Genomic DNA, 14,021 nt, shown 5'->3' on the forward strand with positions numbered 1-14,021 from the left:
TGCTGGGGTGGCGGAATTGGCATACGCGCACGTTTGAGGGGCGTGTTCCGAAAGGAATGCGGGTTCAAGTCCCGCCCCCAGCAGTTAAATAAAGATAAAGTATATTTTTTTGCAGAAATTATAATCCTTAACTTTGATTTTTAAGTGTAGGGATTTTTTTATTGTAAAAATGGGAAAAATATGGTATGATTACCTTGTAAAGGTGTAAATATTTATTTATAGTATTTGGGGGAAAATATGTCAGGACATTCTAAATGGGCGGGAATAAAACACAAGAAGGCAATTATAGATGCCAAAAGAGGAAAGGTTTTTACCAGGATTGCCAGGGAACTTACCATTGCTGCCAAGCAAAGCGGTAATAATCCGGAAAATAACTCCAGGTTAAGAAAAGCTATTGAAGATGCTAAAATGGCAAATATGCCGTCTGATAATGTAAAAAAAGCTATTCAGCGCGGGACCGGTGAGTTGCCGGGTGTAAACTATGAGGAATTGTCATACGAGGGTTATGGTCCCGGTGGAGTTGCTGTTATAGTTGAAGTTACGACTGACAATAAAAACAGGACGCATTCGGAGATAAAAAAAATATTTTCTTCACATGGCGGTAATCTTGGCGAGACCGGTTGTGTCGGCTGGATGTTCCAGTCAAAAGGCTATATTGCGACTGAAAAAACAAAGGTTAAAGAAGATGAAATAATGACAATTGCAATTGACAACGGCGCTGAAGATGTAAAGAGTGATGATGCAGACTTATATGAGATTATTACACAGCCGGCAGATTTTGAAAAAGTAAAAAAAGCGATTGAAAACAAAAAAATTGATATTGAGGTGGCAGAAAATACAAAATTACCTACAACATATATCAAACTTGAAGGTGCAGATGCAAATAAGATGATAGAACTTGTAACTGAATTAGAAGAACACGATGATGTTAAAAATGTTTTTTCAAATTTCGAAGTAGAATAAAAACACGAATAAAGAAACACGAATAAAAGCAAACATCACGAACAAAACACGAATAATAACAATGTTTTTATTCGTGACTATTCGTGACTAAATTTGTGGTCGTTTTCGTGAAGGTGTTTTAATGATAGTACTTGGAGTTGACCCCGGGATTGCTTCTTGCGGGTGGGCGGTTATAGAAGCGATTAAAGATTCAAGATTAACGATTAAAGAATGCGGGGTAATAAAGACCTTGCCGGATGTTCCGTTTGGGAATCGGCTTTATATAATCAGCAGGGAACTTAAAAAAATAATAAGAAATAATAAGCCGGAAGTAGCGTCAGTTGAACAGATATATTTTGCAAAAAATGTTAAAACAGCAATTACAGTCAGTCATGCTCGTGGAGTTGTAATAGTAACCTGTGTAGAAATGGGACTTAGTATTTGTGAATTTACCCCGCTTCAAGTAAAGCAGGCACTTACCGGTTACGGTCAGGCAGATAAAAATCAAGTCGGTTATATGGTAAAAAATATTTTAAAATTAAAAGAACTGCCAAAAGATGATAACACAGTTGACGCTATCGCCATCGGCATCTGTTATTTAAACACGAATAGTGTCACACAAATAAAGGCAAACATCACGAACAAAACACAAATAACTGCGTAGTTTTTATTCGTGTTAATTCGTGAATAAATTCGTGGTCATTTTCGTGAGTTCGTAAGGTAGATAATGATATCTCAGCTTACCGGAACGCTTGTTTCCAAGAAAAAAAATAAAATTGTTATTGATGTCGGTGGTGTAGGGTATGAACTGACAATTTCAATGGCAACGTTTTCCGAACTCCCGCCTGAGACAATGAAATTAAAAATATTGACTTATCAGCATGTGCGGGAAAATGCCATTGACCTTTTTGGATTTTCATCCCAATTTGAAAAAGAACTTTTTTTACTTTTGATAGGTGTTTCGGGTATTGGTCCAAAAACGGCTATGGAAATTTTATCAAATACTTCTATTTCCGGGTTTAGGAAAGCCATTATTTCTTCAGACATGAAAACTATTTCAGGTATTCACGGGATTGGCAAGAAAACAGCTGAAAAACTTATTTTCGAATTAAAAGATAAAATGAAAGAATTTTATTTGCCGGATAGAGAGGTTACAACTTCTGCATTAGCATTTGATGATGCAGTAGAAGCATTAAAGTCGCTCGGTTTTACATATATTCAGTCCAAGGAAGCAGTTGAAACTGCAGTTGCTCGTATTAAAAAAGAGGCTTCAACTCAGGAAATAATAAAAGAGGCACTTAAAGATTTAGAGAAGTGAGATTGCCGCGTGACTTCGTCCCTCGCAATGACAGCGATGTTGTCATAAATGTAATCAAGATCGTTTATGGTTTTTCAAAAGGTCTAAAAATAATATGGAAGAAATAGAAAAGCGGATAATTAGTCCTATAACTGTTGAAGAAGAAGAAAAAATTGATTATACTTTAAGACCTCAGAAACTTGATGAATTCATCGGTCAGGAAAAACTTAAAGAAAATCTCAAGATTTTCATTTCTGCCGCAAAAAAAAGGAAAGAACCGCTCGACCATTGTCTTTTTTATTCACCGCCTGGACTTGGCAAGACAACTCTTGCTAATATAATTGCACACGAAATGGGTGTAAATATAAAATCAACGTCCGGTCCTGTTATGGAAAAAGTCGGCGATTTGGCAGCTATTTTAACTAATTTTTCATATGGAGATGTTTTTTTTATTGATGAGATTCATCGTCTAAACAGGGTGGTTGAAGAATCGCTTTATCCTGTTTTGGAAGATTTTAAATTAGATATTATTATAGGGCAGGGTCCTTCGGCAAAAACCATAAAGCTGGATATACCAAAATTTACTCTTATCGGAGCCACAACCCGTGCGGGACTTTTAACATCCCCGTTAAGAGAAAGGTTCGGCATTTCTGCCCATATTGATTTTTATTCGGTTGATAACTTGAAAGAAATTATAACACGTTCGGCAGGTATTCTTAATATAAAATCAGATAAAAAAGGTATTGACATTATAGCTGAAAGAAGCAGGGGTACTCCCAGAATAGCAAACCGGCTTTTAAGACGAATCCGTGATTTTGCTGATATGAGAACAGAAGGAATAATTACGGAAAAACTTGCATCAGATGCTCTTGAATCGCTGGGAATTGATGCAGTCGGTCTTGACGAGACAGACAGGAAAATTCTTCTTACAATTATTGAAAAATTTTCAGGTGGTCCCGTGGGTGTTGATACAATAGCAGTTTCCGTTTCAGAGGAAACAGATACGATAACTGATGTATATGAACCCTATCTTATACAAGCAGGTTTTTTGGCAAGGACTTCCCGTGGCAGAGTTGTCACAGAACTTTCATATAAACATTTAGGATTACCCTTCAAAAAACAGTCAGAACTTTTATAAATGAGATTGTTGTCCGAAGGATACCAACAATCTCTGATTACACCGATTAAACAACAGGCATGTCATTGCGAGGAATGAAATGACGCCTGCCCGCCAACGATTCAGTGGTGGGAAGCAATCTCATGAGATTGCCACGGGACTTCGTCCCTCGCAATGACAGTTATGCTATTATCTGTGTGATCTGCGTACTCATATGGTCAAATATGAACTTATCCAGGTACAAAGCATTTTAAATCGCTTGGACGATAAATTAGACGGTTTTTCATGCGTTTATACATTAAATCCATACAAGGGTTGTGAGCATTCATGCCAATACTGCTATGTTATGTCTGATAAGTATATCCCGTATGAAAAGAAGGAAGAATTTTTTTACAAGATACAATCAAAAACGAATGCACCGTTTCTGTTAAATGAAATACTGCAAAAAATTCCCCAGGACTGTCTGGTAATAATCGGTACTGCCTGCGACCCGTACCAGCCAATCGAAAAAAAATATAAAAATACAAGAAGTATTTTAGAAGTTCTTTATAATTTTAAAATTCCGACTCATATAATGACAAAGTCGGATTTAATTCTGAGTGATATTGACTTGTTGGAGAAAATGTCGGCAGTAACATTTTTAGCAGTAAGTTTTTCTATAGTAACAAATGATGATTTATGGGAATTGCTTGAGCCGCGTTCAGTTAAGCCGTCAAAAAGGTTTAAAGCAATGAGCATCCTTGCTTCGCGGGGAATACGATGTGGTGCTATGTTGGCACCGGTTATCCCGTATATAATAAACGAAAAAACAGTATCGGACATAGTATCAGAAGCAAGTCTTTCCGGTGCCAAGTATATTTCTACTGATGATTTGCGTTTACGTGATACAAATAAAGCGCGATTTTTGTCTTTTATTGAAAAATTTTATCCCCAACTATTAAGAAGATATGAAATAATGTATTCAAAGCGGGTTTCACCACCGGTAATATTTTCTAAAAAGATAGCAGATTTGGTAGAAAAAATGGCAGTAGATTTTGGTTTAGATACAACTGCTATCGGTGAGTTTGTCCCAGAAAAGAGACAGTTGGAACTGCTATAGTTACAGTTGAAAAAATGTCAATTTCATTATTCCGAACTTGGAGATTATGTCACAATTGTATTTTTTTTGTCATCCTCACAGCCAATGTGCAATTATCTGACAACCTCTAAACTTTTTTACAACAATAGAACGCAAAGAATTTGCGATAATTTGCGTTTGATTCGCGACAATTTGCGTTTTATTTTATTATGCGGACAGTTTTACTCCATACTTGCTGCGGGATTTGTGGTTTTTCTGCTAAAAAATATTTAGCAGAAGAATTTAATATAAAATATCACTGGTATAATCCTAATATCCATTTTCCGTCAGAACATAAACGGCGGTTAGAAGTTGCGATTAAGAACTTTCCGCTTATAGTATCTGAGTATAATTGGAAGGAATGGTTTTCAAAGGTTAAAAGTTTTGCAGACCGGAAGGATAAAAGATGCAGCGAATGCTATATGATGCGCATGACGAAAACAGCTCGGAAAGCAAAAGAATTAAAGCTTGAGTATTTTTCAACAACACTTTTAACAAGTCCTTACCAAAATCACGAGGAGTTAAAAAAAACAGGAGAGCAGCTTCAAAATAAATTCGGTGTAAAGTTTTATTACTACGACGGCAGAGAAAACTTTTATAAAAATACAAATGAGTTTAAGAAACTCGGTTACTATATGCAAAAATATTGCGGTTGCGTGTTCAGTAAATATGAAAAATAAAAAAGTAAAAATCTTGTTGTTAATTATAGGATTTGCGATAATTTTTTATTTATTTTTTATTACGGTTTATAAAAAAGAGAAGAAAATAATCGCAACAATTGACTTGTCTTATGAAAAACTGATACCCCCCGACCCTTCTATTCTTATGCGGTTTGATGATTTAGGTTCTGTGTGGATGGATTTTAAGAATACAAATATTTATTCACAATTGAATGGTTTTATGAAATGGTTTTGGAAAGAAATGCCGTCGGAATCGCTTGGATTTTCAAAAGATATCAGGGATATTCAGAATAGTATAGGGTTTGATTTAAGTGAAAAAAATATGTTGTCGATTTTAAGTAAAAACATCATGGTTGCAATGTGGTTAAAAAATGCTGATGATAGAAAAATATTATTAATTTCAAGTTTGGATAAACAATCTGATTTGTTGAAAGAAGTAAGAGATTTGGTGGCAAAGAAAATTGGAATAGACGAATATAAAAATATACAAATAGACATATTCAGTGAGAATAAATATTGGTGTCTTATAGATGACAGGTTGGTTATATCAAACGACATATTTACTATACGAAAAGTAATTGATTTAGCAACAGATGTTTTAAACAGTTCTGTTGCAGATGATGTCGAGTTCAAGACAAATATGCAAAAAATAATATCGGGAAATTATATTTATATTAAGCCCGGAGGAATTGGACCAAATAATTATAGGCCGATAGAAGAAATGGCAAACGCAGTTTTATTGTCAGTTCAATTTAAGAAGGGTATACTGGTAAAATCATATATTTTCAACAAAAATCCCGGATTAAAGAAGAAGCCCCAAAAAATTAAGTCACTGTCGTTTATCCCCGGAAATGCCTTGCTTTTTGTCGCGGGTAATTTACCTATACCGTATTTTATTCCTGTTCCTGTTACCGAAAAAACAGTTTTTAGTGAAGAGTCAGGATATGTATTATGCCCTTATAATAATAAAAATGCAATTATGATGTTTTGTAAAGTGAAAAGTAAGAAATTATTTTTAGGTAAATTTGAGGAAATTGTAAAACCATCATCAAAAGAAAAAGAGGGAGGTACATTCGATTACAGACTGCCTTTTTTGGGTGTTGTACAATTTAAGTATTTTTTTATAAAAAAATATTTCATTATCTGTTACCCGCCTTCCTTTTCAGAAGATATAGAAAGTTTTATGACAAAGAAGAAAAACTTATTATCAGAAACTGAAAAATTCAAGCAGTTAACAATTCCGTCTAAAAGTAATGAGATATTTTATATCGATTTTTATAGTATTTTTTCGATGTTATTTAAAAATGATTATTTACGTTTCATACAGCCAAGCGGAGGGTATACAGTATGGACACCCGTGGGTATGGAAAATTATTATTATATACCCATGGTTGATTTATCTAACCAACAGTGTATGGATATTTTTTCAAAGCTTCGTGATCTGGCATATAGAAAAATCATTATTGAAAAGGAGAAGGTAACCCAAAGAAATTTGTTTTACCTTCGTGAAGCAATAAATATTTATAATGCAAAAACAAGAAAATATCCCAGGAAACTTGATTCTCTTATTGAAGAATACCTGGATGAGATACCGCAGGAATTATTAACTAAATCCAACAAAGTGAGTCGTGTCTTAAATGGTTCAGGCGGCTGGGTATATAAAAAAGGTAAAGTTACTCTGAATGTTTTTGGCAGTGATTTGTCGGGGAGTTTATACACAAGGTGGTAACGCCAGATGAGTTTTTTCGGAAAGATTTTAATAATAACAGGTTTGGTTTTTGTTTTTGTCGGTATTATACTTGTTTTTAACATAAAAATCCCATATTTGGGAAAACTCCCCGGGGATATCTATATAAAGAAAGAAAACTTTACCTTTTATTTCCCGTTATCTACCTCTATAGTTCTTAGTGTTTTATTATCATTTATACTATGGTTAATTTCAAAAAAGTAAGTTTTTATAAATCTATGTCTAAGAATTTAAAAATTCATGAGATTGCTTCATCTTTAGTTCGCAATGACAAAAAAGATGTAGTCATTGCGAGGAGTATAGCGACGAAGCAATCTAAGTTGTTTATCATTTTTTATTTTTTGTTCATTTTTTCCGGGTGTGCTGTTCCGCAAAAGAAAACTAAAGTTACTGTTAAGCCGGAAGTGCCGGTAGTTTCAGAAAGAATGAAAGAGACATTAATACCGGAAGCTATCTTACCTCAAAAATCGCAAAGAATAGTAAAAATAGGTATTTTTGAAAATTTATCACAGGTCACAATCGGCGCCGAAGATGATTTTGTAATTACTGATACCAAAACCGGTAAAGAAACCGAAATGTCAGCAGATAATGCTTACGTTGTTAAAATTATTGACGGAAAAATTATCTTTATAAAAAAACAGTATCAATTCCCGATAAAATTAAACACTAAAAATCCAAAATATAAAATTAAGGTTGGTGGGAAAAGGTACAGGGGAAACATAATATTGCGAATAAAAAATAAAAAAAGAATTACTGTCATAAATGAGGTTGGAATTGAAGACTATCTTTGCGGAGTAATGACAAAGGAAGTATCGCCTGACTGGGCAATTGAGTCATTAAAAGCACAGGCAGTAGTTGCAAGAACTTTTGCTATTAAAAATTTAAATAGGCATTATGAAAGTGGTTTCGATTTATGTTCACAGACACATTGTCAGGTTTATGGGGGAGCGGATTCTGAAGATGAAAGGTCGGACAATGCGGTAGCTGATACAGCAGGAGAAATTCTTGTTTATAACGGTGGGATAATAAATACCCTTTATCATTCAAGTTGCGGGGGGCATACCGAAGATATTAGAAATGTCTGGCAGGATTCCAAAAGTCCTAATCCTGAATATCTTACCGGCGTAGAATGTGGTTTTTGCGAAGATGATAGATGGTATAATTGGACTGCTAAATATTCTTTTGCTGCAATTGCAAATAATTTGCGTGCTAACGGTTACAAGATTAAAGATATAAAAAGAATAAAAGCTGTCGGGTATACATCATCAGGTCGTGTGAAAGAAATTCTAATTGAACATTCCAAAGGAAATCTATGGCTGGCATCCAGCAGGTTCAGAACATCCATGGGTTCCAATGTTATTCGCAGTACTAATTTTAAAATTAAACTTAAAAAAAATGTTGTTTATTTTACCGGGCATGGTTGGGGTCATGGTGTAGGTATGTGCCAGTGGGGTGCAAAAGGCATGGCTGAAAAAGGTTGGAATTATGAAAAAATATTAAAATATTATTATCGTAACACTGAAATCAAAAAATTAGATTAAAAATTAATATGTCTTCTCAAAATCTCTCAGATTTTTATTATGACCTGCCAAAAAGATTTATAGCACAATACCCGAGCCGGAAAAGAGACGAATCGAAACTGTTGGTCCTTCACAGAAATACCGGGAAAATAGAGCATAAAATTTTCAGGGATATTGTAGAATATTTCGATAAAGGCGATGTTTTAGTTATAAACAATACAAAAGTGATTCCTGCCCGTCTTTTCGGGAAAAAACAAACAGGCGGCAAAATAGAAATATTGTTGCTTAATGAGGGCAAGGATAATATAGTTAATGTGATAGCTAAGCCATCGAAAAATTTAAAGATTGGTGATCGTCTGTTTTTCGGTGATGATTTTTGCGAAATTATTTCCATATCAGATGGTTTTCTAAAAGTTAAATTTTCAAGTGATATCGAAATTGTTGTTGAAAAGCAAGGCAAGATGCCGTTACCGCCTTATATAAAAAGGGATTTAATACAAGATGATATTGATAGATACCAGACCGTCTTCGCATCTATCCCGGGTTCAGTAGCGGCGCCAACAGCAGGATTACATTTCACAGAAAGAATTTTTAAAGATTTAAAAAATAAGGATATAGAAATATCCGAAGTTTTGCTTCATATTTCCTGGGCTACTTTTTCACCTGTCAGATGTAAAAATATTGTAGAACATAAAATGGGTACTGAATACTTTGAGTTAAACAGTGTCAATGCAGATAAAATAAATGCTTCTAAAAGAAAAATTGCGGTTGGAACAACTTCCGTTAGGGTTTTGGAAACAGTTTCGAAGGGTGACAAGGTTTTGGCAAAAAACGGTACAACTGATATTTTTATTTATCCGGGATATAGTTTTAAAAATGTTGATGCTATGATTACGAATTTTCACCTTCCTGAAACCACGCTTCTTATGCTTGTATGTGCATTTGCCGGGAAAGACTTGATTTTCAAGGTGTATGAAGAAGCAAAAAAAGAAAACTATCGTTTTGCTTCGTATGGCGATGCGATGTTGATTTTATAGTATCTGTATTTAAATGTTATGCAGAGCTAACGCTCTGCGGCTACAATACAACTGGTTTGTAGCTGCAAAGCGAAGCTTTGCTTAATTTTATACAACAAATAAACAATTTAAAACTAAAAAGTACTTGACAAAAATCAAAAAATTCTTTATACATATTAAGCAGGGTATTTTAGGTTAAGGGAGGGTTACATGATAAAAAAAATGGTTTCTTTAATTCTTGTTGTTTCTTTGTCTTTAGTTTTTGTACCGGTATTGTTTAGTAAAGATGGCGGACATGTTGGTGAACAAAATATGTTGAATGTTAATATCCTGTTTTCTAACAATCCCGGAACTACCGTGACTAATGCAAGTGGTACCACTTACAAGTATTACGGATACGCATTTACAGAAAATAAGGTTTATCCTTCGCAGTATTGGGGTGAATTCCCGCTTTTCTTTTTTGGTGAACAAGTTGGTGTAACTGTAAAAATTACAAATAACGGGCCCCGGGCAAAAGCCAAGGTTAGGATTAAGACAGAGTCATATGTTCTTCGTACTGATGGTTCCAATGGTGCACCAATGATGGAACCTAAGATTGTTGATTTAGAAGTTGCACGGGGAGAAACAAAAACTATAGACGCTTCGTTTATTGCTCAAAACACGGCAGCTATGGAATCAGGGCTGGACCGTATCCTTGTTAAGGTTTTGCATATAAACGAGGGTGATGGTTCCGGAAACCCGGAACCGGCTCTTATTATGGTAAAAGAAGGTGTTTTTTGCCCGCCGGAATATGTAAAAAAGTAGCAGGTTTTTAACTGGTAAAGTTTAAAAAATTAGGGATTGTCTTTCCAAACATTTTGGAGTTGACAAATCCCTTTTTTTGTATATAATAAAATCGCTGAAAAGGTGTCCTTTTTCAGTTTTTTGTATTCCCACCAATTTGAGCGAGATGAGAGATATGAAAAAAGTAAATAAATACTTAAATAAACTGCTAATCAGGCTGTTAATTTCCGTCAATTTCTTATTTCTTTATTTTGTTACCGCTATTTATGCTGCTCCTTCCGGTAATATCCAGCTTACTATTGCATCTCCGGATCCTGCTACTGCCGGTGAAAAGATAACATTCCAGGTTATCGTACTTAATACGGGTGCGGGAAGCGAAAAATGGCTTTCCGGAGAATATTATTTAGAAGCAGAAATTTACGATTCAAATAAAGCATATATAAGAAAAACAGATAAATATATAGGGAAAACCAATATTGCTTCCGGTGAAACTTTTCTCGCCTATATTCCATTCACCGTTCCTACTTCTTATTCGGGACAATATTTTTACAAAATAACCTTAACATTGAAAGAACAAAAAATAATTGTTTCCGAATATTTACCGTTTACAATAGTTGAATTAACAAAACCGCCAATGCAGCCTAGTAAGGTTGCTTTAGGCGGGAATATGATTCTTTCAGGAAAATATTCTCAAAAAACCTACGAAGTTTATGAGGCGTCTTCAAATTATACAAATTCACTGAATCTTAACCTGGTAGGTAAAACATTTGGGTCTCCTGTTTCGTTGAATCTTTACGCACTTTATTCAAAGGATAAGCAATTTGAATTAGATAATTTTTTGTTTAATTATTACGGGAATTCGGTTCAGGTTGCTTTTGGAGACATACAACCTGCGTATAATTCGCTATGTTTGTATGGTGCTGGTGTAAGAGGATTGAATCTTATCGGAACCAGGGAAAGATTTTCTGTGTCTGTTATAGGTGCTGAGTCAGCTAAGAAGCAGGAAGGTACATCACTAGCAAATGGTATTTATGAAAGATATTTATACGGTGGAAAAATAACTCAGGGACTGGATATATTGAATGCAGCTATAGGGGGGTCATATATTATCAGTGAAGATGCTAAAAATTCAATTAAAACACCAGAATCTACGCTTCCTGTAAGAAACAAAGTTGTTGGTGGTGACGGCTATTTTGAATTTTTTGAAAATGTTAGTTTAAAAGGTGAATATGCAGAGTCACAATATTGGGAAGATGTTTCATCCGGTGCAGTTAAAGACACAGGACTTAAAACGACAGTTTCTGTTGTTAACGTGAAAAATTTTTCATTTACCGGGATTTATTCTAAAATTGAGCCTGATTTTAATTCTCTTGGTGCCCCTTCATCAACAAAAGACAAAGAATCATATGAAATTTCAACTAACTTTTCCCAGCCGAATATATGTTCTTTATCGGTTTATCTGAATAATTATCATGATAATTTAAACAAAGATCCAAACAAAACTACCTCAACCCAGAACATTGGAAGCGCTTCAATTGCATTCAATATAGACAAATATCCAACGCTTACGTTAGGATATTCTATTAACATAGCTAAAGGTGACCCGATAACGGCTTTAGATAATGAAACAAAAACACCGTCAGTTTCACTTTCGCATACCATAAAATCAACTACTCTTTCGGTGAGTGCCCAGCGTTCCAATTTCACAGATAAAACAGGAGTATCAAGCAATTTAAAATCGGATATGGGGAATGCGGGTTTTTCCACGCGACTAAGTAACAATATCTCAGTTTCAGCGGGTGCTACAATTTCAGAAACATTAAATCTGATTTCATCTACAGCTACAACAACCAATTCGTATTCGCTAAATATGAATTTTTCAAATATTATTAAAGAAAAACTTTCTGCTGCTGTATGGGGTTCGTATAGTACTTCTATTGATAAACCGGTTCAGTCAACTGACAATACGAACTTAACAGGAACAGTTGAATTTACCTACAATCTTCGCGAAAATCTTGCTACCACATTAGGTTTTACTCATACCGATTATGTTAATAATTTTATCAACACAGAATCATATAAAGAGGAATCCGGAAATTTAAGATTTTCTATGAGTTTTTAAGACAGAACAAGCCTGCCTGACGGCAGTCAGGTTCTACCACTACAATGATGTTGATGTAGTTGCCGACCTTGGTCGGCATGACTTGTTATTATTACACAATTTTCTAATGGGAGGAAAAATGGTTAAATGGTTAAGTAGTCAAATGGTCAAATGGTCAGGTAGTCAAATAGTAAAGTGTTTGTTGTTTCTCGGTTTAATAATTTGTCAATTTACTGCTATTGTTAATGCCCAAAAAGAGGCAAAGACATCAATTGAAACTAAGATTGCACTTGAAACTAACCTTGAAAGCCGGTTAAAAAAAGTTCTTACGGAAATCACAGGTACCGAAAAGCTTATTGTGATTGTGAATGTTGAGTTAATGAGCGAAAAGAAAGAAACTGAACCAGCCAAAAAAGAAGATGATATGATATTGCCGGGGGTACCGATTAAGGAAACACTTGCAGAAAAAAAAGTAGAATCAGTTATGATGTCGGCTCTCGGTGAAGATACAAGGACAATGATAAAAAAACTTTCCGTAACGGTGATTCTTGACAAATCCATTTCACCTGCGGTTGTAGAGATAGTAAATAAAGTAGCGACGGGACTTTTAGGTATTGAATCGGAAAGGGGAGACAAGCTGATAATCCAGCAGATGTCTTTCCAGAAAAATCTGTTTACGTGGTCTTCACTTATTTATCCGCCGAATATTTATTGGATTATTGCTGTTCTTTCAGGGTTGGTATTTACATTGACGATTTTGCTGTTTTTGTTCGGACCGTTTCAGAAATTTGCAAAAGAACTTGCCTCAGCTGCAGTAAATTCCGTTGCAGCATTTAAAGAAAGGACTTCCGAGCAGTCAGGTGGTTTTTCCGTAGGTGGCGGTGTTGCACTTCCTGAGTTAGCTCAGTCAACTGAAACAAAACCCGAAAAGACTGCATCCGGTAAAGAACCGTTATTCTCATTTGTTAACGAATCCAATGTAAAAGAACTTATTTTCTTGCTAAAAAACGAGTCGCCAAAACATATCGCGGCAGTTATAAATTATCTCTCACCGGAACTTTCAACAAATGTACTTAACAGCATATCACCGGATAAGAAAAAAGACATATATTCAGCACTTTCAAAAATGGAAGAATTTGATTCATCTGAAATTGGGACAATTGAATCCCAGTTAAAATCAAGAATTGACTATCTCATCGGCGGCGAAGAGAAAATTATGAAAATTATTGATGATGCTGATGAAACAATGCAAATGGAAATATTAACTGAACTTAGAAAAACAAACATACCGCTTGCTGAAAAAATACAGAAGTCAATGATTCGCCTTGATATCCTTTCAACGCTCGATATCACAGGGTTACAACTTGTTATTAAACAGATAGGCGGTTCATTGTTCGGGCAGATATTAAAAGTTTTATCAAAAGAAGCGCAGGAAAAAATAATAACTATGCTTCCTGCCGGAGCAGCGACAAGGTTAAGACAGGAAATGGCTCTTACTAAACCGCTTGCACCGCAGCGTCTTGCAATAGAGAAAAAACGTCTTTTAAATATTATCCGTAGAATGAGAGAAAGAGGACTGATATAAAAATCGCTTGCAAGTAAATTTTTTTGAGACACTCGCTAGAACTCGTTCTACAATTGACACAAAGTGTCATTGCGAGGAGTGAAACGACGAAGCAATCTCAATGGGATTGCCACGGG

13 protein-coding genes and 1 tRNA gene are annotated in these 14,021 nt (G+C 35.0%); all 14 read left to right on the plus strand.

The features are described 5' to 3' along the window. Window position 1 precedes the first annotated feature (1 nt). The 14 genes from PHE88_10910 (at window position 2) to PHE88_10975 (ending at window position 13,905) form a co-directional block, all read left to right on the plus strand. Window positions 2-83 (plus strand) — tRNA-Leu (locus PHE88_10910). A 154-nt stretch (window positions 84-237) separates the two neighbouring features. Further along, window positions 238-963 carry a YebC/PmpR family DNA-binding transcriptional regulator gene (locus PHE88_10915; GenBank protein MDD5688330.1) on the plus strand — a complete coding sequence of 242 codons (726 nt, stop codon included), beginning with the start codon at window positions 238-240 and terminating at the stop codon, window positions 961-963. A gap of 121 nt (window positions 964-1,084) precedes the next feature. Further along, window positions 1,085-1,606: a crossover junction endodeoxyribonuclease RuvC gene (ruvC, locus tag PHE88_10920; GenBank protein ID MDD5688331.1), complete on the plus strand. Its 522-nt coding sequence runs from the start codon at window positions 1,085-1,087 to the stop codon at window positions 1,604-1,606. Between the two features lie 63 nt (window positions 1,607-1,669). Continuing rightward, on the plus strand, window positions 1,670-2,260 hold the full coding sequence (ruvA, locus tag PHE88_10925) for a Holliday junction branch migration protein RuvA (protein MDD5688332.1): 591 nt from the start codon (window positions 1,670-1,672) through the stop codon (window positions 2,258-2,260). 103 nt (window positions 2,261-2,363) lie between these two features. Next, complete coding sequence (ruvB, locus tag PHE88_10930) at window positions 2,364-3,377, plus strand: Holliday junction branch migration DNA helicase RuvB (protein MDD5688333.1); 1,014 nt, start codon at window positions 2,364-2,366, stop codon at window positions 3,375-3,377. A 325-nt stretch (window positions 3,378-3,702) separates the two neighbouring features. Further along, the gene (locus PHE88_10935) at window positions 3,703-4,455 is read left to right on the plus strand and encodes a hypothetical protein (protein ID MDD5688334.1); all 753 of its coding nucleotides are present in this window, start codon (window positions 3,703-3,705) and stop codon (window positions 4,453-4,455) included. Window positions 4,456-4,643: 188 nt separating this feature from the next. Continuing rightward, the gene (locus tag PHE88_10940) at window positions 4,644-5,153 is read left to right on the plus strand and encodes an epoxyqueuosine reductase QueH (GenBank protein MDD5688335.1); all 510 of its coding nucleotides are present in this window, start codon (window positions 4,644-4,646) and stop codon (window positions 5,151-5,153) included. Next, window positions 5,143-6,882 (plus strand): DUF3352 domain-containing protein, encoded by a 1,740-nt coding sequence (locus PHE88_10945; GenBank protein MDD5688336.1) that lies wholly within the window; start codon window positions 5,143-5,145, stop codon window positions 6,880-6,882. The genes PHE88_10940 and PHE88_10945 overlap by 11 nt, the downstream gene beginning before the upstream one ends. Window positions 6,883-6,888: 6 nt before the next feature. Next, entirely contained in the window at window positions 6,889-7,104 is a 216-nt protein-coding gene (locus PHE88_10950) for a DUF2905 domain-containing protein (GenBank protein MDD5688337.1), read from the plus strand. Window positions 7,105-7,118: 14 nt separating this feature from the next. Next, complete coding sequence (locus tag PHE88_10955; GenBank protein ID MDD5688338.1) at window positions 7,119-8,441, plus strand: SpoIID/LytB domain-containing protein; 1,323 nt, start codon at window positions 7,119-7,121, stop codon at window positions 8,439-8,441. An 8-nt stretch (window positions 8,442-8,449) separates the two neighbouring features. Beyond that, the gene (queA, locus tag PHE88_10960; protein MDD5688339.1) at window positions 8,450-9,457 is read left to right on the plus strand and encodes a tRNA preQ1(34) S-adenosylmethionine ribosyltransferase-isomerase QueA; all 1,008 of its coding nucleotides are present in this window, start codon (window positions 8,450-8,452) and stop codon (window positions 9,455-9,457) included. 189 nt (window positions 9,458-9,646) lie between these two features. Beyond that, complete coding sequence (locus PHE88_10965; GenBank protein ID MDD5688340.1) at window positions 9,647-10,240, plus strand: hypothetical protein; 594 nt, start codon at window positions 9,647-9,649, stop codon at window positions 10,238-10,240. Between the two features lie 154 nt (window positions 10,241-10,394). Continuing rightward, window positions 10,395-12,341, plus strand: a complete 1,947-nt coding sequence (locus tag PHE88_10970; protein MDD5688341.1) for a hypothetical protein — start codon at window positions 10,395-10,397, stop codon at window positions 12,339-12,341. Window positions 12,342-12,459: 118 nt separating this feature from the next. After that, window positions 12,460-13,905 carry a FliG C-terminal domain-containing protein gene (locus PHE88_10975; protein ID MDD5688342.1) on the plus strand — a complete coding sequence of 482 codons (1,446 nt, stop codon included), beginning with the start codon at window positions 12,460-12,462 and terminating at the stop codon, window positions 13,903-13,905. Window positions 13,906-14,021: the final 116 nt, after the last annotated feature.

This window comes from Elusimicrobiota bacterium (genome assembly GCA_028718185.1).
In the GTDB taxonomy this organism is placed as follows: Bacteria; Elusimicrobiota; UBA8919; order UBA8919; family UBA8919; genus JAQUMH01.

What these genes read in the sequence shown, in the direction of transcription:
- PHE88_10915 (MDD5688330.1), top strand. Translation starts at nt 238, where the DNA reads ATGTCAGGACATTCTAAATGGGCGGGAATAAAACACAAGAAGGCAATT.
- ruvC (MDD5688331.1), top strand. Translation starts at nt 1,085, where the DNA reads ATGATAGTACTTGGAGTTGACCCCGGGATTGCTTCTTGCGGGTGGGCG.
- ruvA (MDD5688332.1), top strand. Translation starts at nt 1,670, where the DNA reads ATGATATCTCAGCTTACCGGAACGCTTGTTTCCAAGAAAAAAAATAAA.
- PHE88_10935 (MDD5688334.1), top strand. Translation starts at nt 3,703, where the DNA reads ATGTCTGATAAGTATATCCCGTATGAAAAGAAGGAAGAATTTTTTTAC.
- PHE88_10940 (MDD5688335.1), top strand. Translation starts at nt 4,644, where the DNA reads ATGCGGACAGTTTTACTCCATACTTGCTGCGGGATTTGTGGTTTTTCT.
- PHE88_10945 (MDD5688336.1), top strand. Translation starts at nt 5,143, where the DNA reads ATGAAAAATAAAAAAGTAAAAATCTTGTTGTTAATTATAGGATTTGCG.
- PHE88_10950 (MDD5688337.1), top strand. Translation starts at nt 6,889, where the DNA reads ATGAGTTTTTTCGGAAAGATTTTAATAATAACAGGTTTGGTTTTTGTT.
- PHE88_10955 (MDD5688338.1), top strand. Translation starts at nt 7,119, where the DNA reads ATGTCTAAGAATTTAAAAATTCATGAGATTGCTTCATCTTTAGTTCGC.
- queA (MDD5688339.1), top strand. Translation starts at nt 8,450, where the DNA reads ATGTCTTCTCAAAATCTCTCAGATTTTTATTATGACCTGCCAAAAAGA.
- PHE88_10965 (MDD5688340.1), top strand. Translation starts at nt 9,647, where the DNA reads ATGATAAAAAAAATGGTTTCTTTAATTCTTGTTGTTTCTTTGTCTTTA.
- PHE88_10970 (MDD5688341.1), top strand. Translation starts at nt 10,395, where the DNA reads ATGAAAAAAGTAAATAAATACTTAAATAAACTGCTAATCAGGCTGTTA.
- PHE88_10975 (MDD5688342.1), top strand. Translation starts at nt 12,460, where the DNA reads ATGGTTAAATGGTTAAGTAGTCAAATGGTCAAATGGTCAGGTAGTCAA.